At 71.4% G+C, this 25349-nt stretch carries 25 protein-coding genes and 1 riboswitch; of the genes, 16 read left to right on the forward strand and 9 right to left on the reverse strand.

Annotation, left to right across the window (positions count from 1 at the left end; genetic code table 11):
- Window positions 1-73 precede the first annotated feature (73 nt).
- Complete coding sequence (locus tag ACFC1I_RS19380; RefSeq protein ID WP_376013260.1) at window positions 74-751, reverse strand: FadR/GntR family transcriptional regulator; 678 nt, start codon at window positions 749-751, stop codon at window positions 74-76.
- A gap of 74 nt (window positions 752-825) precedes the next feature.
- Here ACFC1I_RS19380 and ACFC1I_RS19385 point away from each other — a divergent pair, with 74 nt between their 5' ends.
- Window positions 826-1674, forward strand: a complete 849-nt coding sequence (locus ACFC1I_RS19385) for an amidohydrolase family protein (protein ID WP_376013263.1) — start codon at window positions 826-828, stop codon at window positions 1672-1674.
- A 181-nt stretch (window positions 1675-1855) separates the two neighbouring features.
- Here ACFC1I_RS19385 and ACFC1I_RS19390 read toward each other — a convergent pair whose 3' ends face one another.
- Both ACFC1I_RS19390 and ACFC1I_RS19395 read right to left on the reverse strand, forming a co-directional pair.
- Window positions 1856-2617: an SDR family NAD(P)-dependent oxidoreductase gene (locus ACFC1I_RS19390; protein WP_376013266.1), complete on the reverse strand. Its 762-nt coding sequence runs from the start codon at window positions 2615-2617 to the stop codon at window positions 1856-1858.
- Entirely contained in the window at window positions 2614-3474 is an 861-nt protein-coding gene (locus tag ACFC1I_RS19395) for a fumarylacetoacetate hydrolase family protein (RefSeq protein WP_376013269.1), read from the reverse strand. The genes ACFC1I_RS19390 and ACFC1I_RS19395 overlap by 4 nt, the downstream gene beginning before the upstream one ends.
- A gap of 136 nt (window positions 3475-3610) precedes the next feature.
- Here ACFC1I_RS19395 and ACFC1I_RS19400 point away from each other — a divergent pair, with 136 nt between their 5' ends.
- From ACFC1I_RS19400 to ACFC1I_RS19410, 3 genes are read left to right on the forward strand one after another with little or no spacing between them, the layout of a single operon-like run.
- A complete protein-coding gene (locus ACFC1I_RS19400) occupies window positions 3611-4906 on the forward strand; it encodes an L-fuconate dehydratase (RefSeq protein WP_376013272.1) in 1296 nt (431 codons plus the stop codon).
- Window positions 4893-5855: an aldo/keto reductase gene (locus ACFC1I_RS19405; protein ID WP_376013275.1), complete on the forward strand. Its 963-nt coding sequence runs from the start codon at window positions 4893-4895 to the stop codon at window positions 5853-5855. The genes ACFC1I_RS19400 and ACFC1I_RS19405 overlap by 14 nt, the downstream gene beginning before the upstream one ends.
- A 13-nt stretch (window positions 5856-5868) precedes the next feature.
- Window positions 5869-6282 (forward strand): RbsD/FucU family protein, encoded by a 414-nt coding sequence (locus ACFC1I_RS19410; RefSeq protein ID WP_376013278.1) that lies wholly within the window; start codon window positions 5869-5871, stop codon window positions 6280-6282.
- 5 nt (window positions 6283-6287) lie between these two features.
- Here the strand turns inward: ACFC1I_RS19410 and ACFC1I_RS19415 are convergent, their stop codons facing one another.
- Entirely contained in the window at window positions 6288-7937 is a 1650-nt protein-coding gene (locus ACFC1I_RS19415; RefSeq protein WP_376013280.1) for a D-alanyl-D-alanine carboxypeptidase, read from the reverse strand.
- A 37-nt stretch (window positions 7938-7974) separates the two neighbouring features.
- Window positions 7975-8086, forward strand: a riboswitch (TPP riboswitch).
- On the opposite strand from ACFC1I_RS19415, the gene ACFC1I_RS19420 reads away from it, so the two are divergent.
- The 3 genes from ACFC1I_RS19420 to ACFC1I_RS19430 all read left to right on the forward strand — a co-directional run bounded on the left by ACFC1I_RS19420 (window position 8077) and on the right by ACFC1I_RS19430 (window position 10995).
- The gene (locus tag ACFC1I_RS19420; RefSeq protein ID WP_376013283.1) at window positions 8077-8721 is read left to right on the forward strand and encodes an ECF transporter S component; all 645 of its coding nucleotides are present in this window, start codon (window positions 8077-8079) and stop codon (window positions 8719-8721) included. It overlaps the preceding riboswitch by 10 nt.
- A 1-nt stretch (window position 8722) precedes the next feature.
- Entirely contained in the window at window positions 8723-10198 is a 1476-nt protein-coding gene (locus ACFC1I_RS19425) for an ABC transporter ATP-binding protein (RefSeq protein ID WP_376013285.1), read from the forward strand.
- Window positions 10195-10995 (forward strand): energy-coupling factor transporter transmembrane component T family protein, encoded by an 801-nt coding sequence (locus ACFC1I_RS19430; RefSeq protein WP_376013287.1) that lies wholly within the window; start codon window positions 10195-10197, stop codon window positions 10993-10995. Before ACFC1I_RS19425 ends, ACFC1I_RS19430 begins: the two co-directional genes overlap by 4 nt.
- A 7-nt stretch (window positions 10996-11002) precedes the next feature.
- Here ACFC1I_RS19430 and ACFC1I_RS19435 read toward each other — a convergent pair whose 3' ends face one another.
- From ACFC1I_RS19435 to ACFC1I_RS19445, 3 genes are all read right to left on the reverse strand, one after another.
- Window positions 11003-11509 carry an SRPBCC domain-containing protein gene (locus ACFC1I_RS19435; protein ID WP_376013289.1) on the reverse strand — a complete coding sequence of 169 codons (507 nt, stop codon included), beginning with the start codon at window positions 11507-11509 and terminating at the stop codon, window positions 11003-11005.
- Complete coding sequence (locus ACFC1I_RS19440) at window positions 11506-12231, reverse strand: phosphotransferase (protein ID WP_376013292.1); 726 nt, start codon at window positions 12229-12231, stop codon at window positions 11506-11508. Before ACFC1I_RS19440 ends, ACFC1I_RS19435 begins: the two co-directional genes overlap by 4 nt.
- A gap of 196 nt (window positions 12232-12427) precedes the next feature.
- The gene (locus ACFC1I_RS19445; RefSeq protein WP_376013294.1) at window positions 12428-12778 is read right to left on the reverse strand and encodes a DUF488 domain-containing protein; all 351 of its coding nucleotides are present in this window, start codon (window positions 12776-12778) and stop codon (window positions 12428-12430) included.
- A 56-nt stretch (window positions 12779-12834) separates the two neighbouring features.
- On the opposite strand from ACFC1I_RS19445, the gene ACFC1I_RS19450 reads away from it, so the two are divergent.
- The 5 genes from ACFC1I_RS19450 (at window position 12835) to ACFC1I_RS19470 (ending at window position 16452) form a co-directional block, all read left to right on the forward strand.
- Window positions 12835-13350 (forward strand): hypothetical protein, encoded by a 516-nt coding sequence (locus tag ACFC1I_RS19450; protein ID WP_376013297.1) that lies wholly within the window; start codon window positions 12835-12837, stop codon window positions 13348-13350.
- Between the two features lie 156 nt (window positions 13351-13506).
- Window positions 13507-14268, forward strand: a complete 762-nt coding sequence (locus ACFC1I_RS19455; protein ID WP_376013300.1) for an SDR family NAD(P)-dependent oxidoreductase — start codon at window positions 13507-13509, stop codon at window positions 14266-14268.
- 19 nt (window positions 14269-14287) lie between these two features.
- Window positions 14288-15064 carry an enoyl-CoA hydratase/isomerase family protein gene (locus ACFC1I_RS19460; RefSeq protein WP_376013303.1) on the forward strand — a complete coding sequence of 259 codons (777 nt, stop codon included), beginning with the start codon at window positions 14288-14290 and terminating at the stop codon, window positions 15062-15064.
- Window positions 15065-15095: 31 nt separating this feature from the next.
- Window positions 15096-15935, forward strand: a complete 840-nt coding sequence (locus tag ACFC1I_RS19465) for an SDR family oxidoreductase (RefSeq protein WP_376013305.1) — start codon at window positions 15096-15098, stop codon at window positions 15933-15935.
- 133 nt (window positions 15936-16068) lie between these two features.
- A complete protein-coding gene (locus tag ACFC1I_RS19470; protein WP_376013308.1) occupies window positions 16069-16452 on the forward strand; it encodes a VOC family protein in 384 nt (127 codons plus the stop codon).
- A gap of 145 nt (window positions 16453-16597) precedes the next feature.
- Here the strand turns inward: ACFC1I_RS19470 and ACFC1I_RS19475 are convergent, their stop codons facing one another.
- Together ACFC1I_RS19475 and ACFC1I_RS19480 are read right to left on the reverse strand one after the other, a co-directional pair.
- Window positions 16598-17479, reverse strand: coding sequence for an HAD family hydrolase (locus ACFC1I_RS19475; RefSeq protein WP_376013311.1), 882 nt, complete (start codon window positions 17477-17479; stop codon window positions 16598-16600).
- 1 nt (window position 17480) lies between these two features.
- Window positions 17481-18119 (reverse strand): LysE family translocator, encoded by a 639-nt coding sequence (locus ACFC1I_RS19480; protein WP_376013314.1) that lies wholly within the window; start codon window positions 18117-18119, stop codon window positions 17481-17483.
- Between the two features lie 100 nt (window positions 18120-18219).
- Between ACFC1I_RS19480 and rlmN the strand changes: the two genes are divergently transcribed.
- From rlmN to ACFC1I_RS19500, 4 genes are all read left to right on the forward strand, one after another.
- Entirely contained in the window at window positions 18220-19485 is a 1266-nt protein-coding gene (rlmN, locus tag ACFC1I_RS19485) for a 23S rRNA (adenine(2503)-C(2))-methyltransferase RlmN (protein WP_376013317.1), read from the forward strand.
- Between the two features lie 86 nt (window positions 19486-19571).
- On the forward strand, window positions 19572-21197 hold the full coding sequence (locus ACFC1I_RS19490; RefSeq protein WP_376013320.1) for a DUF4407 domain-containing protein: 1626 nt from the start codon (window positions 19572-19574) through the stop codon (window positions 21195-21197).
- Between the two features lie 273 nt (window positions 21198-21470).
- Window positions 21471-23204, forward strand: a complete 1734-nt coding sequence (locus ACFC1I_RS19495) for an ABC transporter ATP-binding protein (protein ID WP_376013322.1) — start codon at window positions 21471-21473, stop codon at window positions 23202-23204.
- Complete coding sequence (locus tag ACFC1I_RS19500) at window positions 23201-25324, forward strand: ABC transporter ATP-binding protein (RefSeq protein ID WP_376013325.1); 2124 nt, start codon at window positions 23201-23203, stop codon at window positions 25322-25324. The genes ACFC1I_RS19495 and ACFC1I_RS19500 overlap by 4 nt, the downstream gene beginning before the upstream one ends.
- The last annotated feature ends 25 nt before the right edge of the window (window positions 25325-25349 follow it).

Genomic DNA, 25349 nt, shown 5'->3' on the forward strand with positions numbered 1-25349 from the left:
TCTCGGTGACATCACGTGCAGTGGACGGATGCTGCGGCCCGGGGCGCGTCGCGGGGCGCGGGCGTGTCGGGGGTCAGGCGTCGCGGGCCTGGCGCAGCCAGCGTTCGATGCCCGAGATGTGCACCTGCGCGACCGCGGTGGCGAGCTCGACGTCGTTGTCGGCGATCGCGTCGAGGATCGCGCGGTGCTCGGCGAGCGTGCGCTCGACCGCGCCCGCCTGCGTGAGCCCGCGCCACACGCGGGCTCGCACGGTCTGGCTGGTGAGGCTCTCGAGGAGGCTCGCGAGGTAGTCGTTGCCGGCGAGGCGCGCGATCGCGCTGTGGAACCGCACGTCGTGCTCGACCAGGGTCTCGATGTCGGTGTCGGTCGCGACACCGCGGATCTCAGCATCCAATCCCGCCACGTCGTCGTCGTCCGCGCGCTGGGCCGCCAGCCCCGTCGCGTGGGACTCGAGCACGCGGCGCACGGCGAAGATCTCGAGCAGCGAGTCGTCGTCGTGCAGGTCGACGACGAACGAGATCGCCTCGAGCAGGAGCTTGGGCTCGAGGCTCGTCACATACGTGCCGTCGCCGCGCCGTACGTCGAGCACACGGATGACCTCGAGGGCCTTGACCGCCTCGCGCATCGAGCTGCGCGAGAGGCCGAGCCGCTCGGCGAGGTCCTTCTCGGGAGGCAGGCGCGACCCGGGGGCCAGCTCGCCGCTGACGATCATGTCTTTGATCTTCTCGATCGCTTCGTCGGTGACGGCCACGCGCCCATCTTAGACATCGGATGTCACGCGATCGGGATGCTGCCGTCACCGCGCGTCGGCGGCATGATGGTGGCATGCGAGTCGTGGACGGACACCTCCATCTCTGGGATCCCGAGGCCCTCACCTACGAGTGGCTCGACGGGCCTCTGCTCCGATCTTTCGGGCCCGACGAGCTCGACGTCGCGCTGCAGGACGCTCCCGACGCGGACTGCGGCTTCGTCTTCGTCCAGGCGGAGTGCGCGCCTGAGCAGTCGATCGCCGAGGTCGACTGGGTCGCGTCGCTGGCTTCGCGCGTGCCCGTCCGGGGGATCGTGGCGCGCGCGCCGCTCGAAGACCCGGCCGCGACCGAGGAGCATCTCGCCGCGTTCGCGGAGCGGCCCCTCGTCGTCGGGGTGCGGCGGCTGCTGCAGTCCGAGCCGGAGGGGTTCTGCCTGCGGCCGGGGTTCCTGCGCTCGGCCGAGGCGCTGGCCGCCGCCGGGCTCTCGTTCGACGCGTGCGTGCGGTGGGAGCAGCTGCCCGACGTCGTGGCGTTCGCCGACGCGCTGCCCGGACTCGCCATCGTGCTCGACCACCTGGGCAAGCCCGAGGTGGGATCGCCGGACGACACCGACCCCGCCGACGGCACGCCGTGGGCGGAGTCGCTGCGCGACCTGGCCCAGCGCCCCAACGTCATGTGCAAGCTGTCGGGCCTGCCGGCCGAGTCGCCCGGGGAATGGACGGACGCCCAGGTGCGGCCGTTCCTCGACGTGGCGCTCGATGCCTTCGGTCCCGCCCGGCTGCTGTTCGGCAGCGACTGGCCCGTCTCGGCGCCCTTCGGGCGCTGGCTCGACGCGGTGTCGTCGTGGCTGGAGGATCGCGTCGGCGAGCGCCGCCAGAAGGCGGTGCTGGCCGAGAACGCGGAGCGGTTCTACCGCCTCGGGTAGCAGCATCCATCCGCTCCCCGTCTTCACCGACGCGGGTGCGAGGCCTCCCGCGCCGCCCCCTGCTTCAACAGGTCAACCGGGCTTCTGCAGGAGCTTCAGCCTGGAATCGGTCCTGCAGAAGCCCGGTTGACCTGTTGAACGGGGGCCGGGGGCCGGGTGGACGCCCCGGAGCGGGACCGGGTCAGGAGCCGGCGGGGCGGAGGCGGAGGGGCGACATACCGCCGTCGACCTCGATGTAGGTGCCGGTCGTCGAGCCCGACGACGGGCTCACCAGGTACAGCACCGCGCCGGCGACCTCGGCGGCCGAGACCAGCCGGCCGTGCGGCTGGCGCGCCTCGAGCGCGGCGCGCTCGGCGACGGGGTCGGCGGCGCTCGCGAGCAGGCGGCCGATCCACGGGGTGTCGGCGGTGCCCGGATTGACGGCGTTCACGCGGATGCCCTCGCGCAGATGGTCGGCGGCCATCGCTCGCGTGAGCGACAGCACGGCGCCCTTCGACGCGCTGTACAGCGCGCGCTGCGGCAGCCCCGCGGTGGCCGCGATCGACGACGTGTTGCAGATGGCCGCCGACGGCGAGTTGCGCAGCCACGGCAGCGCGGCCGACGTGACGCGCGCGATGCCCGTGACGTTGATCGAGAGCACCCGCGCCCACTCGACATCGTCGTTCGCGGCGATGTCTCCCTGCGCGCCGATGCCCGCGTTGTTCACAACGATGTCGATGCGGCCGAACCGCTCGCCGACCTGGGCGATCGCCCGATCGACCGCGGCGCGGTCCGACACGTCGGCGGCGAAGGCGGCGAACCGCGGGTCGGCGCCCGAGGGATCGAGGTCGAGCACCGCGACCTCGGCGCCCTCGTCGACGAGGGTCGTCGCGATCGCCGCGCCGATGCCTGACGCCCCGCCCGTCACGACGGCGACGAGTCCGTCCAGCTGCTGCCTGCTCATCGTGCCGCCTCCCATGCCACGAACTCCTGGCGCTGCGCGCCCAGACCCTCGATCTCGATGTCGACCACGTCGCCTGCCTTCAGATACGGGAACCTGCCGCCGAACGCTACGCCCTGGGGGGTGCCGGTGAGGATGAGATCGCCGGGCTCGAGGGTCACGAACTGCGACAGGTGGTGCACGATGGCGCGCACGTCGAAGATCATGTCGCTCGTGTTCGAGTCCTGGCGGGGCTCGCCGTTGACGAAGCTCCTGAGGCGCAGGTTCTGCGCGTCGACCGCGTCGGCCGTGACCAGCCACGGGCCGGTCGGGTTGAAGCCGTGCGCGATCTTGCCCTTCGACCACTGCCCGCCCGAGACCTCCATCTGGAACGTGCGCTCCGACACGTCGTTGGCGACGACGTAGCCGGCGATGTGCGCGTCGGCCTCGTCGGGGCTGTCGAGGTACGCGGCGCGGCGGCCGATCACGACGCCGAGCTCGACCTCCCAGTCGGTCTTCTCGCTGCCGCGGGGGATCGTCACGGAATCGTTCGGGCCCACGACCGTGTTCGGAGTCTTGAGGAAGAGGATCGGCACGGTCGGCGGCTCGGCGCCGGACTCCCGCGCGTGCGCGGCGTAGTTCTGGCCGATGCAGATGACGGCGCTCGGCCGGGCGATCGGGGCGCCGATGCGCAGTCCGTCGGCCCCCGCGAGTTCCGGAAGCAGACCCTCCGCGATCGCGGCCGACGTGCGACCGACCGGGTCGTCGGCGAGGAATCGCCCGTCGACATCGGATGTGAGCGGGCGCAGATCGAGGTGTCGATCGCCGTCGATGACGACGGGGATCTCGCTGCCGGACTCGCCGAGGCGCGCGAACTTCATGACTCTCCTGGATTTCTCGATGCGGGGCGGCGTCGGTGCCGTCGCGGCCCGCGGGCGTGATTGACAGTATAGACATCGGATGTTTACACTGCGAGCGGTTCGATTCCCCGAGCCGTGAACCGCTGGAGAACGCCCCGTGAGCCGCATCGTCGCCTTCGAGACGACAGACATCCGCTTCCCCACGTCGCTGAGCCTCGACGGCTCCGACGCGATGAACCCCGACCCCGACTACTCCGCCGCCTATCTCCGTATCGTGACGGATGCTGCGGACCATGTCTCCGGACACGCCTTCGTGTTCACGATCGGGCGCGGCAACGACGTGCAGGTCGCGGCTCTGGACGCCCTGGCCGCACACTTCGTCGGCCGCGAGCTCGAGCCGCTCCTGGACGACATGGGCGCGACCAACCGCGAGCTGATCGGCGACTCTCAGCTGCGGTGGCTCGGTCCCGAGAAGGGTGTCATGCACATGGCGATCGGCGCGGTCGTCAACGCGCTGTGGGACCTCAAGGCGAAGCGTGCCGGGCTCCCGCTGTGGCAGCTGCTGTCGCGCATGAGCCCCGAGGAGCTCGTCGCACTCGTCGACTTCCGCTACCTCACGAACGCCCTCACGCCCGAGGACGCGCTGCAGATCCTCCGAGACGCCGAGCCCGGCCGGGCCGACCGGGAGCGCGAGCTCCTCGCGACCGGCTACCCGGCGTACACGACGAGCCCCGGCTGGCTCGGCTACTCCGACGAGAAGCTCGCGCGCCTGTGCCGCGAGGCGATCGCTGACGGCTTCGGCCAGATCAAGCTCAAGGTCGGCGCCGACCTCGATGACGACATCCGCCGTCTGCGCGTCGCGCGCGAGGTGTGCGGCGACGGCTTCCCGATCGCGATCGACGCGAACCAGCGCTGGGAGGTGTCGGAGGCGATCGCGTGGGTGAACGCGCTCGCCGAGTTCGACCCCGCGTGGATCGAGGAGCCCACGAGCCCCGACGACGTGCTCGGCCACGCCGAGATCGCACGGGGCATCGCTCCGGTGCGGGTAGCCACCGGGGAGCACGCGCAGAACCGCGTCATCTTCAAGCAGCTGCTGCAGGCCGGGGCGATCTCGGTCATGCAGATCGACGCGGCCCGCGTCGGCGGCGTCAACGAGAACATCGCGAACCTGCTGCTCGCGGCGAAGTTCGGCGTGCCGGTGTGCCCGCACGCGGGCGGCGTCGGGCTCTGCGAGGCCGTGCAGCACCTCTCGATGTTCGACTTCGTGGCCGTCACCGGCACCCGCGAGGGCCGCATGATCGAGTACGTCGACCACCTGCACGAGCACTTCGTCGTGCCCACCGAGGTGCGAGGCGGCGTGTACAGGGCGCCGACGGCGCCCGGCACCGGCATGGAGATGAAGGCGGCCAGCCGCGCCGAGTACGAGTTCGGGACGACGGATGCCGCGGCCTGAACTCCCCGCGCTGACGCGGCTCGGGTACGGCGCGGCGAACGTCGGCAACCTCTTCCGCGAGCTCAGCGACGACCAGGCCTGGGTGATCCTCGACGCGGCGTGGGAGAGCGGCATCCGCTACTACGACACCGCTCCCCACTACGGGCTGGGGCTGTCGGAGCGGCGCCTGGGCGCGTTCCTTCGGACCAAGCCGCGCGACGAGTTCGTGATCTCGACGAAGGCCGGCCGGCTGCTGCGCCCTAACCCCGATGACGACGGGGGCCTCGACGTCGCCGCCGACTTCCACGTGCCGACGACGCTGCGCCGCGAGTGGGACTTCTCCGAGGCCGGCATCCGCGCGAGCCTCGAGGAATCACTCGAGCGGCTCGGACTCGACCGCGTCGACGTGCTCTACCTGCACGACCCTGAGCGGCACGACCTCGACCTCGCGCTGCGCGAGGCGTTCCCCGCACTCGAGCTTCTGCGCGCCGAGGGCGCGGTCGACGCGATCGGCATCGGCTCCATGGTGAGCGAGGCGCTCGCCGCTGCTGTCGAGAGCGCCGACCTCGACCTCATCATGATCGCGGGCCGCTACACGCTGCTCGAGCAGCCGGCCGCCGACGCCGTGCTCCCCGCCTGCCGGGCGAAGCAGACCGGGGTGGTGGCGGCATCCGTCTTCAATTCCGGGCTCCTGGCCAAGGACGAGCCGGAGCGCTCCGACCGGTACGAGTACGGACGGATGCCGGAGCCGCTGTGGGACCGGCTGCAGGCGATCCTCGCCGTGTGTCGCGCGCACGCCGTGCCGCTGCCCGCCGCGGCGGTGCAGTACGCGCTCCGCGACCCCTCGGTGCGCTCGGTGGTCGTGGGCGGCAGCCGCCCCGAGCAGCTGCGCCGCAACGCCGAGTTCATGGCGGTCGACATCCCGGCCGCGCTGTGGGACGATCTCGCCGCCGCAGGCCTCATCCGCTGACGAAGGGAACCTCATGCTCGAGGGCATCGACCCGCTGCTGACGGGGGAGCTGCTGCTCCACCTCGACCGGATGGGCCACTCCGACGCGGTGGTGATCGCCGACGCGCACTTCCCGGCGTGGGCGATCGGCGCGCGCGTCGTCGACCTGCCGGGCACGACGACGCCCGACGTGCTGGCGGCCGTGCGCAGCGTCGTGCCGCTCGACGACGCGCCCGCGCTCGATCTGATGGCGTCGGCCGACGGCGAGGTGCTCGACGTGCAGCGCGAGCTCGCCGCCGCGGCGGGCGTCGACGCTCCGCGATACCTCGACCGGTTCGAGTACTACGAGGTCGCGAAGGCGGCGTACGTGATCGTGCGCACCGGCGAGACACGGAAGTACGGCAACGCGCTGCTGCGCAAGGGCGTCGTCGGGCACCCGTCCGCCTGAGCGGCTCAGCCGTTGAGGCCGAAGAGGTCCAGCGGGTGCGTGAGGCGCCACCACGGCGAGGGGTCGGTGATCTCGGACGCGAGCGTCAGGTCGACGGTGGTGGAATCGAGCGGCCCGGTCACGCTGAGCGAGCCGACGACATCGCCAGCGTCACGGCTCTCGCCGAGCGTGTAAGTGGTCGCGACCGTACCGCTGCCGCCGTTCCACAGGATCACCGACGCGTCGCCCGACGTGACGATGTCGACCTTGTCGCCCCACAGCGTCTCGACCTGGCCGGCCACGGTGCTCGCCGCCACCGAGGGCTTCGGCTGCAGCTCCGCCTCCATCTGCGCGTACAGCGCGCGCGAGGCGGCGAGGCGGGCCTCGTCGTCCGGCTGGCCGAGCACCGACGCGTAGAGGCGCACGGTCGTGTCGCCGATCGTGACGTCCTTGGCCGACAGCAGGTTCCAGGCGTCGAGGGTGCCGGTCTTGATGCCGACGACGCCGGGGTCTGCGAGCAGGCCGTTCGTGTTCTCGACGTGGCCGGCGCCGGGGAGGTCGACGGAGTGCTTCGCGACGATCTCGGCGATGACCGGGTTCGCCATCGCCTTCTGCGCGAGCGTCACGAGGGCCTCGGGGCTCGCCGCGTTCCGGGGATCCATGCCGGTGGGCTCGCGGACCGTGACCCCGGGAACGCCGTGCGCCGTCAGCCAGGACTCGGCGGCGGAGGCGTAGACGGCATCGGTCGGCCAGATGCCCTGCGCCAGCCTGTCGGCGTAGTTGTTGGCCGAGCCGATGAGCATGCCCTCGAGCATCTGGTACTGGGTGAGCGAGCCGCCGACCGGGACGTCGAGCGCGGATTCGCCGCCCGCGCGGTACTGCCAGTACCGCGCGCGGTCGGCCGCCGTGAAGCGGTACTCCGGCCCCTGCTCGCCCACGGCGAGCGGCAGCTCTTCGAGCACGACGAGGGCGGTGACCACCTTCGTGATGCTCGCGATCGCATCGCGGTCGGCCGTGGAGGCGAGCGTTCCCGGGATGCCGGCGACGGCCTCGGCGGCGCTGCCCTCCGCGGGCCACACGGGGGCGGCGGCGGGCGCGGCGATCGGCTGGACCTCCATCGCGGTCACGGTCGGGGCGACGGCATGGAGCGGCCACAAGAGCGTCGTCCCTGCGTAGGCGCCGACGACCGCGGCGATCGCGAGCGTGGGCACGATGACGGCGGCGCGGAACGGAGAGCGTCGCGGGGCGTCGGCGAGCAGGTCGGTCTCGACCGCCACGTACGGGGTCGCGGCCGCGGTCAGGTCGGCGGGTGCCGCGCCGTGCTCGACGACGGCCTCGTCGACCCACGCGAGCGCGCTGTGCCCGCCCGCCAGGGTCGGGTCGGTCGGGCCCGCTGCAATGCCGGGGAGCTCGAACGCCGACGGGGCGACGGGTTCCGCGGGGTTCCAGGTCGCGACCGCGGGCACATCGGCGACCGGCACGGTCGCGATCGTCGGAGCAACAGTGGCCACGCCCACCGGAGCGGTGCTGGAAGGCGGGTACACGGCATCCGTTTCACCCGTGTTCATCGTGAGGATGCCGCCGTCAGGGGCGTCCTCCGAGCCCTGCGTCGGGACGGCACCGGTCTGCGCGCGTCGCGCGCGACGCGTGGGGGCCGGGGTGTCGTCCAAGGTCACCCACCCAAAATACCTGCTGAACCGGCGGTATACTCGTCGCCACAACCACGGGAGTCCGGTGAGCCGGGCTGAGAGGAAGCGATCCACGCTTCGACCGTCGAACCTGATCCGGATCATGCCGGCGCAGGGAGGAGTTCACATGCACGCGTCCACGTCCGCATCCGCCCCCGTTGCGGCCCCCGCGAAGACCCCGCGGAGCCTGCGCTGGCGGGTCGTCGACATCGTCGTCGCCGCCGTGCTCGGCGTCGCGATCGGCCTGGTCTTCTGGGCCTGGAACACCATCGGCGGCACCTGGTTCGTCGCCATGGACGGCCTGACCCCCGGCCTCGGCGGCGTCGCGGTCGGCATCTGGCTCATCGGCGGTGTCATCGGCGGTCTCGTCATCCGCAAGCCCGGTGCCGCCCTCCTCGTCGAGGTGATCGCCGCGCTGGTCTCGATGCTCATCGGCAACGTGTGGGGTGTCTCGACGGTGCTCTCGGGCATCGTGCAGGGCCTCGGCGCCGAACTGATCTTCGCGCTCTTCCTCTACCGCCGCTTCACGCTGCCCGTCGCGATGCTCGCGGGCGTCGGCGCCGCAGTGGGTGCGTGGGTGTTCGAGCTGTTCTACGGCAGCTCGCCCAACATCCTCAAGACCCTCGAGTTCAACGTCATCTACCTGGTGTCGCTGGCCGTCTCGGGCGCGCTGCTCGCGGGCGTGGTCGGCTGGTTCGCGGTGCGCGGGCTCGCCGCGACCGGTGCGCTCAACCGCTTCGCCGTCGGACGCGAAGCGCGCCGCGAGGTCTGACGTGACGGCGACCCGCCCCGCCCGCATCACGGCGGCGGGCTGGGGCTGGCGGTACGGCGGGCGGCGCGCCCCCGCCGTCCGCGACGTCTCGTTCACGATCGAGCCCGGCCAGCGCGTGCTGCTGCTCGGGGCATCGGGCGCGGGCAAGTCCACGCTCCTCGCCGGCATGGCCGGCCTCCTCGGCGGCGCCGACGAGGGAGACGAGACCGGCACGCTCCTCATCGACGGGGAGCGGCCCGAGGCCCATCGCGGTCGCGTCGGGCTCGTGCTGCAGGATCCCGACTCGGGGGTCGTGCTGTCGAAGGTCGGCGACGACGTCGCCTTCGGCTGCGAGAACCTCGGGGTGCCGGCATCGGAGATCCCCTCCCGGGTCGCCGAGGCGCTCGACGCCGTCGGGCTCGATGTGCCGCCGACCCGGCCGACCAAGGCGCTCTCCGGCGGGCAGAAGCAGCGCCTCGCTCTCGCCGGCGTGCTGGCGATGCGGCCCGGCGTGCTGCTGCTCGACGAGCCCACCGCGAACCTCGACCCCGAAGGCGTGCGCGAGGTGCGCGACGCCGTCGAGCGCGCCGTGCACGAGACCGGTGCGACGCTCGTCGTGATCGAGCACCGCACCGCGGTGTGGGCCGACCTCATGGACCGGGTCATCGTCGTCGGCGCCGACGGCGGGCTCCTCGCCGACGGGACGCCGGCCGAGGTGTTCGCGCGCCACGGTGCCGCGCTCGCCGCCGCGGGCGTGTGGGTGCCCGGGCGGCCCGTCGACCTGCCCGTGCTGCCGCACGCCCCGGCCGGAGCGCAGGCGGCGGTGGCGGCATCCACTCTCTCGATCTCACGTGACGGCCGCACGATCGTGCGCGCGGGACTCGACCTCGTGGTGCCGCGGGCCGCGGCCACGGCGATCACCGGGCCCAACGGCGCCGGCAAGTCCACGCTCGCGCTGACCCTCGCGGGGCTGCTGCCCGAGGCCGCCGGCCGCGTCGAAGCGGCACCTGAGCTCGCGGGGCGCTCGGGGCGACGCCCCTCGAAGTGGACGTCGCGCGAGCTGCTCACGCGCATCGGCACGGTGTTCCAGGAGCCAGAGCACCAGTTCCTCGCGTCGACCGTGCGCGACGAGCTCGCGATCGGGCCGCGCTCGCGCGGCGTCGACGCGGCCGCCGTCGATCAGATCGTCGGCGAGCTGCTGGAGCGGCTGCACCTCGCCCCGCTCGCCGCCGCGAACCCGTTCACGCTGTCGGGCGGGCAGAAGCGGCGGCTCTCGGTCGCGACGGTGCTCGCCGACGCGCCGCCGGTGATCGTCCTCGACGAGCCGACCTTCGGCCAGGACCGCCGCGGCTGGATCGAGCTCGTGCAGCTGCTGCAGTCCGAGATCGCCGCCGGCACGACAGTCGTCGCCGTCACCCACGACGAGGACGTGCTGCACCACCTCGGCGGCCACCGCATCGAACTGGGGTCGCCCGTGAGTGCGGGGGTGCGGTCGTGACCGCCGTCGACGCGCGCAGCGCCGCCCTCGAGGCCGAGCACCGCGCCTGGCTCGACGGTGTGAACCCCGTCACGAAGATCGTGCTCGCCCTGCTGCTGTCGGTGCCGCTGTTCGCCTCGATCGACGTCACGAGCGCCCTCGTCGCGATCGTGCTCCAGCTGGCGTGCATCCCGCTGACGGGCCTCGCGGCGACGACAGTGCTGAAACGGATGCTGCCCATCCTGGTCTTCGCGCCGATCGCGGGCGTCAGCATGCTGCTGTACGCAGAGCCGGGCGGAACCGTCTACTGGTCGTTCTGGTACGCGACGATCTCGGACGACTCGATCGCGCTCGCCGTCGCGGTGTGCGTGCGCGTGCTCGCGCTCGCCCTGCCGACGATCCTGCTGTTCGGGCGCACCGACCCCACCGAGCTCGCGGACGCGCTCGCCCAGGTCGCGAAGCTGCCCTCGCGGTTCGTGCTGGGCGTGCTCGCCGGCACCCGCACGCTGGGGCTCTTCCTCGACGACTGGCGCAGCATGAGCCTCGCGCGCCGCGCGCGCGGCGTCGGCGACTCCGGGGCGATCCGCCGCTTCTTCTCGATGGCGTTCGTGCTGCTCGTGTTCGCGGTGCGACGGGGCACCAAGCTCGCGATGGCGATGGAGGCGCGCGGCTTCGGCTCCGGCATCCCGCGTACATGGGCACGGCCGTCGCGCCTGCACCCGCGCGACGCGGTGGCGGTGCTCGGCGGTGTCGCGATCATGGCGCTGGCGATCGGCGCCGCGGTCGCGGCGGGGACGTTCCGGTTCGTCTGGTCGTGACCCGGGATCAGCCGCCGGCGACGAGCCGCTCGTAGCCGGGCTGAAGCGCGGGGAAGTAGTCGTCCCACTTCACCGTCGCGACGTCGACGCCGGCGTGCGCGGCCACCAGGCGGTCGAGGTAGTACTCCCACCCCGGACCGATCGAGCCGACCTCGTCCTCGGGATTCAGCCGCTGGCCGAACGTGAGGACGGTGTCGCCGTGCTCGTCCGCGGCGAGCTCGAACCACAGGTGCCACGCACCGGCCCCGGCCGAGGTGTCGCCGGCGAAGCGCCGGGGACGGTCGCACTCGAGGATCGTGTACTCCTCGGCCGCAGCATCCGGATCCTCCGCCGTCATGAAGAACGTGACGTGCCCGCTCGCCGGATCGCCCTCCCAGCGGCCGATCCACCGCTGAAGCGGTTCGGAATCCGTCAGCTCGCGCCACACCTCGTCGGCCGACGCGCGGAAGCGCCGCAGGATCACGAGGTTCGGCTTGCCGTCGATGTCGCAGATGGTGCCGGTGATGTCGGTCATGTCGCGTTCCAGAGCTCCCGGTAGTACGACAGGCGCTCGCGATCGGGTTCGATCCCGTACGCCTCGATGAGGGCGTCTTCCCATCCCTCGCCATAGTTCCACGCCGTCGACATCGACGCCACGGCGATGTCGGCCCAGCGGTCCGCGACGCCCAGCGCCCCGAGGTCGACGTGACCGCTCCACCGGCCGTCGTCTCCGATCAGCGTGTTCGGGCAGCACGCGTCGCCATGGCAGACGACGAGGCGATCGATCGCGGGTGCGTCACGAAAGGAACCGGGAACACGGATGCCTCGGCCCTCGGCATTCGCGATCCGCCCAGGCACGCCCCACTCGAAGGGGCAGTCGTCGACCGGCAGCGCGTCGTGCAGCGCGCGCAGGCCTTCACCGACCGCGCGGACGGCGGTCCCAGCATCCTGGACCCATCGCGGGTCGACCGCCGACAACCCCGGGACGGCCGCCGTCACCATCCATTCGTGGGTCGCGTCGCCGCCGACCTCGAGCACGCGCGGCACGGCGGTGTACGCGGCAGCCCAGCGCAGCCGCTCGGCCTCGCCCGCGAACGACGTCTCGGCGTTGCGCGGGCCGTACTTGAGGTAGCGCCTGTCGTCGGTGCGGAACGTGAGGCCGCCGAGTTCGTTGGCCCACACCGGCGTGAGCTCGGCGCCGCGCGCGAGCGCCCGCACGCGTGCAGGGACGTCGACGTCTTCGACCGGGATCGACATGGGTCCCATCCTCTCGTGCAGGGTGTGTGCCTCGCGAAGTCCGGACTTCGCAGGGTCTGGGCGCCGGTGCGATGCGTTTCCCGGACGGCACCCGTCCGTTCGGGGGCCGCGCCAACGGGCGAAGTCCGGACTTCGCAGGGTTCGGGCGCCGGGGTGGTGCGTTTCCCGGACGGCACCCCGACGGGAACAGGCGTGGTCAGGCCTCGAGGGCCTCGCGGAGGAGCAGAGCGTGGTTGTGGGTGTCGTCGTGGACGGCGTGCAGGAGGGTCACGACGGGGTGGGGCGCGAGCTCCGCCCGCAGCGACGCGACGGCGCCCGCCGTGGGGCCGGCGAGCTCGGCGCGGTACGCGGCCTCGAAGTCGGGCCACGACAGGTCGTCGTGGTGGAAGGCCTTGCGAAGCTCGGTCGAGGGCGCGACCTCCTTCGCCCACAGGTCGAGCGCCGCGCGCTCCTTCGACAGCCCCCGCGGCCACAGCCGGTCGACCAGCACGCGGAAGCCGTCGCCCGGGTCCGGGTCGTCGTACACGCGCTTGAGCCGGATCTCCATGCGCCCATCCAACCGGGCTGCCGTGCCCCGCGCCACCGGCGTGATGGGATGGGAGCATGCCGACCACGCGTGCCACCCGTCGCCGAGGACCGCTCACGGCGCTCGAGGGCGACGAGCCCGCGGTCGCGATCGGCGACGCCGCCGCGCGCCACGTCCGCCTCACCCCCGAGGGGCTGTCGCGGCACATCGGCGACTCCCGGTCGACCTTCGTGCCGTGGACGCAGGTGCACACGGTCACGGTGGCCCCGCCGGCGAGCTGGTGGCCGTACCCGGTGGTGTCCGACATGGCGGCGGCGCTGCTGGGTGGGGTGGCCGGCGGCCTCGAGGTCGGCGACGCGGCCGAGACGCCCACCTTCCACGTCGTGATCACGACGCTCGACGGCGAGCGGCTGGAGTGGCGGGCGACCCAGCACTATCTCTCGGGCTACCGTCGCGGCGACGCGCAGGCGACCACCCGGCTCGTGGAGTACCTGACAGCCCGCGGCGAAGCGCGCCTGCTCCTGGCCCGGCCCGCCGAACTCCTCGACCGCATCTCGGCCCTCACGCGCATCGGCCCGCAGTTCGGGCCCTGACGGCCGCGACGGCCGTGGCACCCGTGACGTCCATGACGTCCTCCGCGGGCGCCCGTTAGCCTGGTCCCGTCGCACCCCCTGCCGGTCAGCGATGGGACTGAGTCCCGCGTATGCTGATACGCGGTACCGCACCATCAGGACTTCGAAGGAGAATCCATGGACCTCACGGGCACCGCCGCACTCGTCACCGGTGGCGCGAGCGGGCTCGGCCTCGCGACGGCACGCCGCCTCGCCGCCGCCGGCGCGACCGTCACGATCGTCGACCTGCCGACCTCCGCCGGCGCCGACATCGCGGCAGAGCTCGGGGGGTGGTTCGCACCCGCCGACGTCACCGACCCGGAGCAGGTGGCGGCCGCCGTTGCCACGGCCGCAGCATCCGCTCCCCTCCGGGTCGTCGTCAACTGCGCCGGCATCGCGCCGCCCGCCAAGGTGCTCGATCGCGAGGGCGACCCGACGCCGCTCGACGGGTTCGAGCGGATCATCCGCGTGAACCTCGTCGGCACGTACAACGTCATCTCGCAGGCCGCCGCCGTCATCGCGAAGACGGACCCGACCGCCGACGGCGACCGGGGGGTCATCGTGAACACCGCGAGCGTCGCCGCGTTCGACGGCCAAATCGGGCAGCCGGCGTACTCGGCCTCGAAGGGCGGCGTGCACGCCATGACCCTGCCGATCGCGCGCGAGCTGGCGCGCTACGGCATCCGCGTCGTCACGATCGCCCCCGGCATCATGGAGACCCCCATGCTCGCGTCGCTGCCGCAGGCCGCGCAGGACTCCCTCGGTGAGCAGGTGCCCTATCCGCAGCGCCTCGGCACGCCCGACGAGTACGCGCGCCTCGTGATGTCGATCGTCGACAACGGCTATCTCAACGGCGAGACCATCCGTCTCGACGGCGCGATCCGCATGGCCCCGAAGTGACCCCGAGCAAGGAGCAAGCATGAGCGACTCGATCCTCGTCACGCGCGACGGCGCCCTCGCGCGCGTGACCTTCAATCGTCCGGCGTCCCTCAACGCGATGGGCTTCGAGATGGGCGCCCGCTGGCGCGAGGTCGCCCACGAGCTCACGTCCGACGCGTCCGTGGGAGCGATCGTGTTGGATGCTGCAGGCCCGGCGTTCTGCGCCGGCGGCGACGTGATCGAGATGGCGACGTCAGGAGCATCGGGCGCCGATGTCACCGGAGCCGCGCACACGATCCACGACGGCATCCGCACATTCGTCGAGTCCGACAAGCCCATCGTGGCGGCCGTGCAGGGCGCGGTCGCCGGCGGGGGACTGGGCCTCATGCTCACCGCCGACTACATCGTCGCGTCGGAGCAGGCGAAGTTCGTCAGCAAGTACGCGAACATCGGGCTCACCCCCGACCTCGGCGTCTCGACGCTGCTGCCCGCCGCGGTCGGCCAGCGCCGGGCGCTGCAGCTCCTGCTGCAGGACCTCACGATCGACGCGGCCACGGCGCTCGACTGGGGCCTCGTCACCGAGGTGGTGCCCGCGGCCGACGTCGCGTCGCGCGCTGCCGCCGTGGCAGGGTTCTGGCTCGAGAACGCCACCGGTGCGTTCGGGCAGGCCAAGCGCCTCGTCCGCTCCGGCGCCGGACGCTCGTTCACCGAGAACCTCGACGACGAGGCCCGCTCGATCGGCGCCCGCTTCGACACCGACGAGGCCAAGGCCCGTGTCGCGGCCTTCGCCGCAGCATCCGCCAGATCCCGATCCTGACCGTCCACGTGCCACTCACCAAGGAGACGAGATGAGCGACAAGCCCCTCGCCGGCAAGACCATCCTGATGTCGGGCGGCAGCCGCGGCATCGGCCTCGCGATCGCGCTGCGCGCGGCGCGCGACGGCGCCAACATCGCGCTGCTGGCCAAGACCGACACCCCGCACCCCAAGCTCGAGGGCACCGTGCACTCGGCGGCCGACGAGATCCGTGCGGCCGGCGGCAACGCGCTGCCGATCGTCGGTGATGTGCGCAACGACGACGACGTCACCGAGGCAGTGCTCAAGACGCAGGGCGAGTTCGGCGGCATCGACATCGTCGTCAACAACGCATCGGTCATCGACCTGTCGGGCTCGCTCGACCTCGACGCCAAGAAGTACGACCTCATGCAGGACGTCAACGTGCGCGGCACGTTCATGCTCTCGCGCGCGGCGGTGCCGATTCTGAAGGATGCGGCGAACCCGCACATCCTGTCGCTCTCGCCGCCGCTCAACCTGTCGCCGAAGTGGCTCGGCGGGCACACCGGCTACACCCTCGCGAAGTACGGCATGACCATGGCGACGCTCGGGATCGCGGCGGAGTTCGCCGAGGGCGGCATCGCCGCGAACACGCTGTGGCCGCGCACGACCATCGCGACCGCCGCGGTGCGGTTCGCGCTCGGCGGCGACCGCATGATGAAGGTCAGCCGCACGCCCGAGATCTACGCCGACGCGGCGTACGAGATCTTCACGAAGCCGTCGCGCGAGTACACCGGCCAGACGCTCATCGTCGAGGACGTGCTCGAGGCCGCCGGCGTCACCGATTTCTCGGGGTACGCCGCGGTTCCCGGCACGCCCGACGACGCGCTGTTCCCCGACATCTTCCTCGACTGACGGCCCGGGCCTGGGCCCGGGGCCTGGTCCCGGTCTCGCCGAGACCGGGGAGTCGCGCCGAGACCGAGGACGTCGCCCCTGGTCTCGGCGCGGATCCCTGTCTCGCGAGGCGGTCGCGGCGTAGCGTGGGGCCATGGCGGTGCAGAGCCTGTTCCCGATCCTGCTGGTGCGAGACCTCCCGGGGCTCGTGCGGTTCTACGAGAGCGCGCTCGGCGCCACCGTGCCGTACCGCTTCGGCGAGGGCGACGAGGCCGACTACGTCTCGCTGCAGATCGGCGAGGGGTCGCTGGGCATCGGGCGCGACCCCGACGCCCTGCCGCCGATGCCGGGCGACCGCATCGCGCTGTGGTTCTACGTCGACGACGTCGACGCGACGTACGCCGCGTGGCTTGCCGCGGGCGGCCACGCCGAGCAGCCGCCCGCCGACATGCCGTGGGGCGAGCGCGTCGCGCAAGTGCGCGACCCCGCCGGCAACCTCGTGAACCTCGGCGTCGAGGCACCGGCCGCCGAGAGCTGAGCGCCAAGCAGAACCCCATGTCGGCTGCGGTCGGCCTCCACCCGGGTTTGGGGCGCGATCGGTCCGTTGGGGCGGAGAAACTGCGCCCCGACGGACAGAATCCGCCCCGAACCCCGGGGTACTGACGCGGCGGAGCCCCGCCGGTTCAGATCAGGCCGAGGCGGCGGAACGCGTTCGCGATGCCGTCGTCGAGCACGTCGGTCGTGACGAAGTCGGCGAGCGCCTTGAGTTCGGGCTGGGCGTTGCCCATCGCCACCGAGACGCCGCACACCTGGAACATCTCGATGTCGTTCCAGCTGTCGCCCACGGCGATCGCGTCGGCGACGTCCATGCCGAGATGTGCGAGCAGCAGCTCGATCGCCGAGCCCTTCGTCGTCTCGCGCTCGCTGATCTCGCCGTTCGAGCCCCCCGGCAGCGGCATGCTGCCCGGCACGACGAGGAACTCGTCGCCGAGGTCTTCGCGCAGCTCGTCGAGCCCCTCGGGGTGGTCGCTGACGAAGACGGCCTTGTCGATGCGGCTCAGGTCCGCCTCGTCGACGCTCGGGAAGGTGCGCTCGGCGAGGCCGACGAGCGAGTCCTCGGGCCGCACCTCCTGGCCCGCCGCAGCTCTCGCGTCGAGTGCCGCCGCATAGTCGCGCATGAGTTCGGCCATGTCGTCGCTCGCGTAGACGGCATCGCGCGTCTGCAGGAAATAGCGGATGCCTCGGCTCCGCAGCGCGGTGAGCATGCGGTCCGTTGCGGCCGGCGACAGCGGGCGGTCGACGACCACCTCGCCGTTCGACACGACGAGCGCACCGGAGTTGGTGACGGCGCCGTCGAAGCCGATCTCGGCGACATCCGGGTGGATGTCGGAGGCCGAGCGGCCGGTGCTGAGGTAGACGAGATGGCCGGCGGCGCGCACCGCGCGGATCGCGGGAGCGGTCGAGGGGCTCACGTGCGAGCCGTGCTCGAGGATCGTGCCGTCGACATCGAGGAAGATGATGCGCCGGCGTTCCGGGGCAGTGGGGGACGAGGCATCCGTCGTCATGTCAGTGCTTGTTCCCGGTGAAGAGGAGGATGCCGCCGAGGCCGATCATGAGGCCGCCGCCGGTGGCCGACAGGGTGGAGATGCGCTTCGGGGAACGGCCGAACCACTCGCGCGCGCCGGCCGCGATCAGCGCCCAGATGCCGTCGGAGATGAGCGCGATGACGAAGAACACGAGTCCGAGCTCGATCATCTGCAGCGGCACCATGCCGGCGTTGAGATCGACGAACTGGGGGAGCACCGCGACGAAGAACGCGATCGTCTTGGGGTTCGTGATGCCCACGACGAACCCCTCGCCGAGCTGACGCCACTTCGAGCGGGGGAGGGCGCCGCCGTTCGCCTCGGCGGCCGCGCGGTGCCGATGGCGGATCGCCTGCACGCCGAGGTACATGAGGTACAGCGCGCCGGCGACCTTCACGATCGTGAAGAGCACGACCGACTGCGCCACGATCCCGCCGACGCCGATCGCGACGAGGCCGATGATCGGCAGCAGGCCGAGCGCGTTGCCGAGCACGCTGAGGAGGCCGCCGACGCGGCCGAGGGCGAGCGCGCGCCCGATCGTGAACAGCACGCTCGGGCCCGGGATCACGATCAGGACGAGGGCGGCGAGCGTGAAGGCGAGAAGATTCTCGACGGGGACCACGAGACGACGATAGCCCGAGGTCGCGACATGCGCCGGGTCACAGCATCCGTTCTCCGGCGCTTCGGGCTTCGTGCAGACGCCTGCGCGTACCCTGGAACGCATGACCGATTCGCCTGTTCGCACGACGCGTTCGCCCTCGCGCAGCGAAAAGCAGGCGAGGCAGGTGCGTCCGGCGACCGAGGGATGGACGCAGAAGAAGGATGCCGAGGGTCGGCCACTCCTGCAGTTCGCGAGTCCGAAGCGCGGCAAACCGCCGGTGCACCTCGCCGACCTCACCCCCGAGCAGCGCGTCGAGAAGGTCAAGGAGCTGGGGCTCCCGGGGTTCCGAGCGAAGCAGCTCGAGAAGCACTACTTCCAGCACTGGACGCACCACGCCGCCGACATGACCGACCTCCCGGCAGAGGGCCGCGACGAGTTCGTGCACGGCATGCTGCCGCCGCTTCTCACCGAGGTGCGCCGCCTCGAGACGGACCGCGGCGACACCATCAAGTTCTTGTGGAAGCTGCACGACGGCGCCCTCGTCGAGTCGGTGCTCATGCGCTACCCGGGACGCATCACGCTGTGCGTCTCGTCGCAGGCGGGCTGCGGCATGAACTGCCCGTTCTGCGCCACCGGCCAGGCGGGTCTCACCCGTAACATGTCGGCCGCCGAGATCATCGAGCAGATCGTGCGCGCCAACCGCCTCATCGCCGACGGCGGGCTGGGCGGCAAGAAGAAGGACGACCACTCGGCCGAGCGCGTCTCGAACATCGTTTTCATGGGCATGGGTGAGCCGCTCGCGAACTACGCGCGCGTCATGCAGGCGGTGCGCGTCATGACCGACAAGCAGCACGGCCTCGGCATGAGCGCCCGCGGCATCACGGTCTCGACGGTCGGGCTCGTGCCCGCGATCACGAAGCTTGCGAACGAAGACATCCCGGTGACGTTCGCCCTGTCGCTGCACGCGCCCGACGACAAGCTGCGCGATGAGCTGATCCCGGTGAACTCGCGGTGGAAGGTCGACGAGGCCCTCGACGCCGCCCGCGCCTACTTCGACAAGACCGGGCGCCGCGTCTCGATCGAGTACGCGCTCATCAAGGACATGAACGACCACGGCTGGCGCGCCGACCTCCTCGCCGAGAAGCTCAACGCCCGCGGCCGCGGCTGGGTGCACGTGAACCCGATCCCGCTGAACCCGACGCCCGGCTCGATCTGGACGTCGTCCGACGTGTCGGTGCAGAACGAGTTCGTGCGCCGCCTCAACGAGGCCGGCATCCCGACGACCCTCCGCGACACCCGCGGCAAGGAGATCGACGGCGCCTGCGGCCAGCTCGTCGCCACCGAGGAGGACGAGGCGGTCGCCGCCGTCACCCCGCTGGAGGACTGAGATCCCGGATGCCGCGGGCCGCGGCATCCCTTCTCATACGGCTCTAATTCACCTGCCGCACAGGTTCCCCGCTCTATGGTGTGCGGATGTCTTCTTACTCTGCGCACCGGCCGGGCCGGTTCGGCTCCGACGGCCGGATCGAGTTCGAGGCGGACGGCGAGCAGACCGAGGATCTGTACCTCGACGACGTGCGCGCCCAGCAGGCGGCCGGTGAGCCGGGGGCCGATCGGCGTCCCGACGACGACGGCCCCGAGGATCCGTTCCCCGTGACGAAGGACCTCCTCGAGGACGCCCTCGCGATGAACCCGACGCAGCCGGTGGCGGTCACCGAGCCGGCCGTGGCGGAGCAGCCGACCGCGGTCATCGGCGAGTGGGGTGCGATCGACGAGCCGACGGCCGAGCCCCGCGAGCCCGTCGCCGACGAGCCGGCGGCCGAGCCCGTGCCGGAGACCGCAGCATCCATTCCTCCCGTCCGCGCGAAGCGTGCGAAGCGCCCGCGCCGCGAGCGGATGTCGGCGACGTGTAAGCTCGCGATCCTGGGCGGGGCCGACGGATCGGTGCTCGACGAGGTGCCGACCGAGACGCCGCGCTTCGTGCAGATGTTCTTCGTGATCGCCGGCACGGCGCTGATCTCGGCGATCTCGATGTACTTCGCGCTCACCACCGGCGTGCGGATCGTCGCGTGGGGCGCACTGCCGCTCGCGATCGTGTGGGCGCTCATCATCTTCAACCTCGACCGCTTCCTCACCTCGACGATGCGCTCGTCGCACAGCATCGGGCGCCTCATCGGGCTCGCGATCCCGCGTGTGATCATGGCCGCCGTCATCGGCATCGTGGTGGCCGAGCCCCTCGTGCTGCAGATCTTCCACAACGACATCGCGCGCGAGGTGAACGCGACGAACATCACCCAGGCGCAGTCGGACCAGGACGCGGTGACGGCCGGTCCTGAGAAGCAGGCACTGGATGCTGCGTCCGAGCGCGTTGCGGCGCTCGAGAGCCAGGCGGCCAGCGGTGTCGTGGCGGGTGCCGACACCACGTCGGCGTCGACGGCGTCGGCGCAGCAGACCGTGGACGGCCTCACCGCGAAGCTCGCGGCGCAGCAGCAGGTGATCGACCAGGCGCGCGCGATCTACCAGTGCGAGCTGACCGGGCAGGGCGCCGGCGAAGTTCCCGGCTGCAGCGGCGTGGCGGGCGAGGGCGCGAGCTCCGATGCCGCCGAGGCGCAGCTCGCGGCGGCCCAGTCGGCGTACGACGATCTGAACTCGCAGCTCACGGCGGCGCAGGGCGATCTCGTCGCCGCGCAGGCAGCGGGCACCGCCGACGCGGGAGCGTCGGAGGCGACGAACAAGCAGCAGGCCAAGGACGAGCTGCCGGGAGCGCGCGAGCAGTACCAGGCGGCGCTCGCCGCGTACGACGCGCGGGCTTCGGAGATCGCGAGCGGCAACTCGGGCGCGGTGGGGCTCCTCAGCCAGATCAGCGCCCTGGAGCGGCTGTCGCACAAGGAGCCGACGCTCGCGTGGGCGCACTGGCTCATCGCCGGGCTGTTCTTCATGATCGAGCTGCTGCCGGTGCTCGTGAAGGTGATGACGAGCTACGGCGATCCCTCGCTCTATGAGAAGGCCGACGCGCTGCGGCGCCAGGTGGCGCTGGACCGCGTCACCGCGCGCAGCTGGCGCGAGCGGGCCGACATCGCGCAGGGCGCGGAGGCCTAAGGCCGGCACGACGATCGGGGGGACGGATGCTGCGGCCTGCGGCATCCGTCCCTTCGTCGTGGAGCCGGTGAAGCGTGGGAGCGATCTCGCGTGTCGCGATATATCGTGTTAGAGTGACCGGCGGGTCGCCGTTGGGAGGCGGCCCGACCCCCGGTTCCGCCCTCAGTGAACGGGACTGCCGCGATGTCGGCGGCCCGTGCGAAGGTGGGTCGGCACCCTCAGATCCGCAGAGGCGGAGCCTTGCCATGGCTTCGCCGCGTCCGGGAGAACCTCGTGCTGGCAAGAATCCTCGTCCGCTATCTCAAACCGTCCGGCTGGCTGCTACTCGGTGTGCTGCTGTTCCAGTCGGCCTCCGCGCTGGCATCGCTGTACCTGCCCAGTCTCAACGCCGACATCATCGACAACGGCGTCTCGAAGGGCGACACCGATTACATCTGGCGCACCGGCATCGTCATGCTGACGGTGTCGCTCGGCCAGATCGTCGCCTCGATCATCGCGACCTACTTCGCCGCGCGCGCCGCCATGAGGCTCGGCCGCGACATCCGCGACGACATCTTCGAGCGCGTGTCGGGCTTCTCCGAGCGCGAGGTCACCGGCTTCGGCGCGGGCTCGCTCATCACCCGCAACACGAACGACGTGCAGCAGGTGCAGATGCTCGCGATGATGGCCGCGACGTTCCTCGTGACGGCGCCGCTCCTCGCGATCGGCGGCATCGTGCTCGCGATCGAGCAGGCCGCGAGCCTCGCGTGGATCATCGCGATCGCCGTGCCGATCCTGCTCGTCGTCGCGGGCATCGTCATCGCCCGCATGGTGCCGCTGTTCCGCAGCTACCAGGGCAAGCTCGACGGCGTGAACCGCGTGATGCGCGAGCAGCTCACGGGCATCCGCGTCATCCGCGCGTTCGTGCGCGAGCCCATCGAAGAGGAGCGATTCCGCGAGGCGAACACCGAGATCATGGTCGTCGGCCGCAAGGTGGGCTCGCTGTTCGTGGTGCTGTTCCCCGCCGTCATGCTCATCCTCAACGTCACCGTGATCGGCGTGATCTGGTTCGGCGGGATGCAGGTCGACAGCGGCGAGATCCAGATCGGCACGCTCTTCGCCTTCATGCAGTACGCCATGATCATCCTCTCGGGCGTCATGATGGCGAGCTTCATGACCCTGATGATCCCGCGCGCCGCGGTGTCGGCCGAGCGTGTGGGCGAGGTGCTCGGCACGCACTCGTCGCTCGAGCGCCCGTCCGACGCGGTCGGCGAGTTCCCGACGCCGGGCACCGTCGAGTTCCGTGACGTCGCCTTCACCTACCCGGGCGCCGAGCACCCGATCCTGTCGGGCATCAGCTTCCGTGCCGACCCGGGCGAGACCGTCGCGATCGTCGGCTCGACCGGCGCCGGCAAGACCACGCTCGTGTCGCTCATCCCGCGCCTGTTCGACGTCACCGGCGGTGCCGTCGAGGTGGGCGGGGTCGACGTGCGACGCGCCGACCTCGACGCCCTGTGGGCCACGATCGGACTCGTGCCGCAGCGCCCCTTCCTGTTCTCAGGGACGATCGCGTCGAACCTCCGGTTCGGCCGGGAGGACGCGACCGACGCCGAACTCTGGCGCGCGCTCGAGATCGCCCAGGCGAGCGACTTCGTGAGCCAGATGGACGCCGGGCTCGAGTCTCCGATCGCCCAGGGCGGCACGAACGTGTCGGGTGGGCAGCGCCAGCGGCTCGCCATCGCGCGGGCGATCGTCCACCAGCCGCGCGTGCTCGTCTTCGACGACTCGTTCTCGGCGCTCGACCTCACGACCGACGCGAGGCTGAGGCAGGCGCTGTGGCGCGAGCTTCCCGACGTCACCAAGATCGTCGTGGCCCAGCGCGTCTCGACGATCACCGACGCCGACCGCATCGTCGTGCTCGACGACGGCGGCATCGTGGGAATGGGCACGCACGAGCAGCTGCTCGAGACGAGCCAGACCTACCGCGAGATCGTCGAATCCCAGCTCGGAGCGGAGGTCGCCCGATGAGCGGCGAGAAGAACAACGAGAAGGCCACGAGCCGCCGCGTGCGGCAGGCCGTCGCCGAGCTCAGCGCCGAGGAGAAGGCCGAGATCGAGCTCGGCGAGCAGGCGCGCATCGCCGCCGACGACTGGAGCGGCGCCGTCGCCCCGGGCAAGGCGGCGCACTTCTGGCCCGCCTTCCGCCGGCTGATCGGGCTGCTGCGCCCGAACGCCTGGGCGTTCGTGTTCGTGTCGATCCTCGGCTCGATCGGCGTCGTGCTCGCGGTGCTCTCGCCCAAGGTGCTCGGCGAGGCGACCAACATCCTGTTCGAGGGCGTCGTGTCGGGCATGGCGCCGGCGGGCACCACGAAGGAGCAGGTCGTCGCGGGGCTCGAGGCTTCGGGCCAGCAGGACCTCGCGAACATCGTCTCGGCCATGGAGCACTTCGTGCCGGGCGCCGGCGTCGACTTCATGGCCCTCAGCCGCGTGCTGCTCATCGTGCTCGCGCTGTACTTCGCGTCGTCGCTGCTGATGTGGGTGCAGGGCTACGTCATCAACATCATCATGGTGCGCGTCATGTGGCGCCTGCGCGAAGACGTCGAGGCGAAGATCAACCGCCTGCCGCTGCGCTACTTCGACCGCGTCCAGCGCGGCGAGCTGATCTCGCGCGTCACCAACGACATCGACAACATCACGCAGATGATGCAGCAGTCGCTGTCGCAGGCGCTCACGAGCGTGCTCACCGTCATCGGCGTGCTCATCATGATGCTGACGATCTCGTGGCAGCTGACGCTCGTGGTGCTGGTGAGCTTCCCGTTGATGGGCATCCTGTTCGGCGTCATCGGCCCGCGCTCGCAGAAGGCGTTCGGCATCCAGTGGCGCAAGGTCGGCCGACTCAACGCCCGCGTCGAGGAGTCGTTCTCGGGCCACGCCCTGGTCAAGGTCTTCGGCCGCGAGCAGGCGTCGCGCGAGGCGTTCCGCGAAGAGAACGAAGAGCTCTACCAGGCCTCGTTCAAGGCGCAGTTCCTGTCGAACATCATGATGCCCGCGATGATGTTCATCGGGAACCTGACCTACGTCGGCATCGCGGTCTTCGGCGCACTCATGGTCGCGGCCGGCCAGCTGCGCCTCGGCGACGTGCAGGCGTTCATCCAGTACTCGCAGCAGTTCACGCAGCCGCTCGCCGAGCTCGGCGGCATGGCGGCGGTCGTGCAGTCCGGCACCGCGTCGGCCGAGCGCGTGTTCGAGCTCCTCGACGAGCCCGAGCAGGATCCCGACGCCGACGACGCCCCGGCGCTCGTCGAGGGCGACGGCACGATCGAATTCCAGGACGTCGCGTTCTCGTACTCGCCCGACCGGCCGCTCATCCACGACCTGTCGTTCCGGGTCGAGCCCGGGCAGACGGTCGCGATCGTGGGCCCGACGGGTGCCGGCAAGACGACGCTCGTCAACCTGCTGATGCGCTTCTACGAGCTCGACGGCGGCCGGATCCTCCTCAACGGGCAGAGCATCGCCGAGCTGACGCGCCGCGACATCCGCGCCCAGACCGGCATGGTCCTGCAGGACCCGTGGCTGTTCGCCGGCACGATCCGCGAGAACATCCGCTACGGCCGCGCCGACGCCACCGACGACGAGATCCTCGCCGCCGCCCGGGCGACGTACGTCGACAGGTTCGTGCACTCGCTGCCCGACGGGTACGACACGCTCCTCGACGAGGACGCGTCGAACATCTCGGCCGGTGAGAAGCAGCTCATCACGATCGCGCGCGCGTTCGTGGCGCAGCCGTCGGTGCTGATCCTCGACGAGGCGACGAGCTCCGTCGACACCCGCACCGAGCTGCTGCTGCAGCACGCGATGGCGGCGCTCCGTGAGGGACGCACGTCGTTCGTCATCGCGCACCGCCTGTCGACGATCCGCGACGCCGACCTCATCCTCGTGATGGAGAACGGCGGGATCGTCGAGAAGGGCACGCACGACGAGCTCATCGCGACCAAGGGCGCGTACTTCCGCCTCTACAACTCGCAGTTCGAGCAGGCCGCGGCCGATCTCGACGAGGAGGCCCGCGCGCTGTCGATCGAGGCGGAGTCCGGCGAGGCCGAGGCTGTCGAACGCGACGCCACCGAGAACGAGACCGCACCGGTCGCCTGACCGACCGACGCTGCCCGCTCCGGAG

The sequence above is a fragment of the Microbacterium sp. NPDC056044 genome, from assembly GCF_042267145.1.
In the GTDB taxonomy this organism is placed as follows: Bacteria; Actinomycetota; Actinomycetes; order Actinomycetales; family Microbacteriaceae; genus Microbacterium.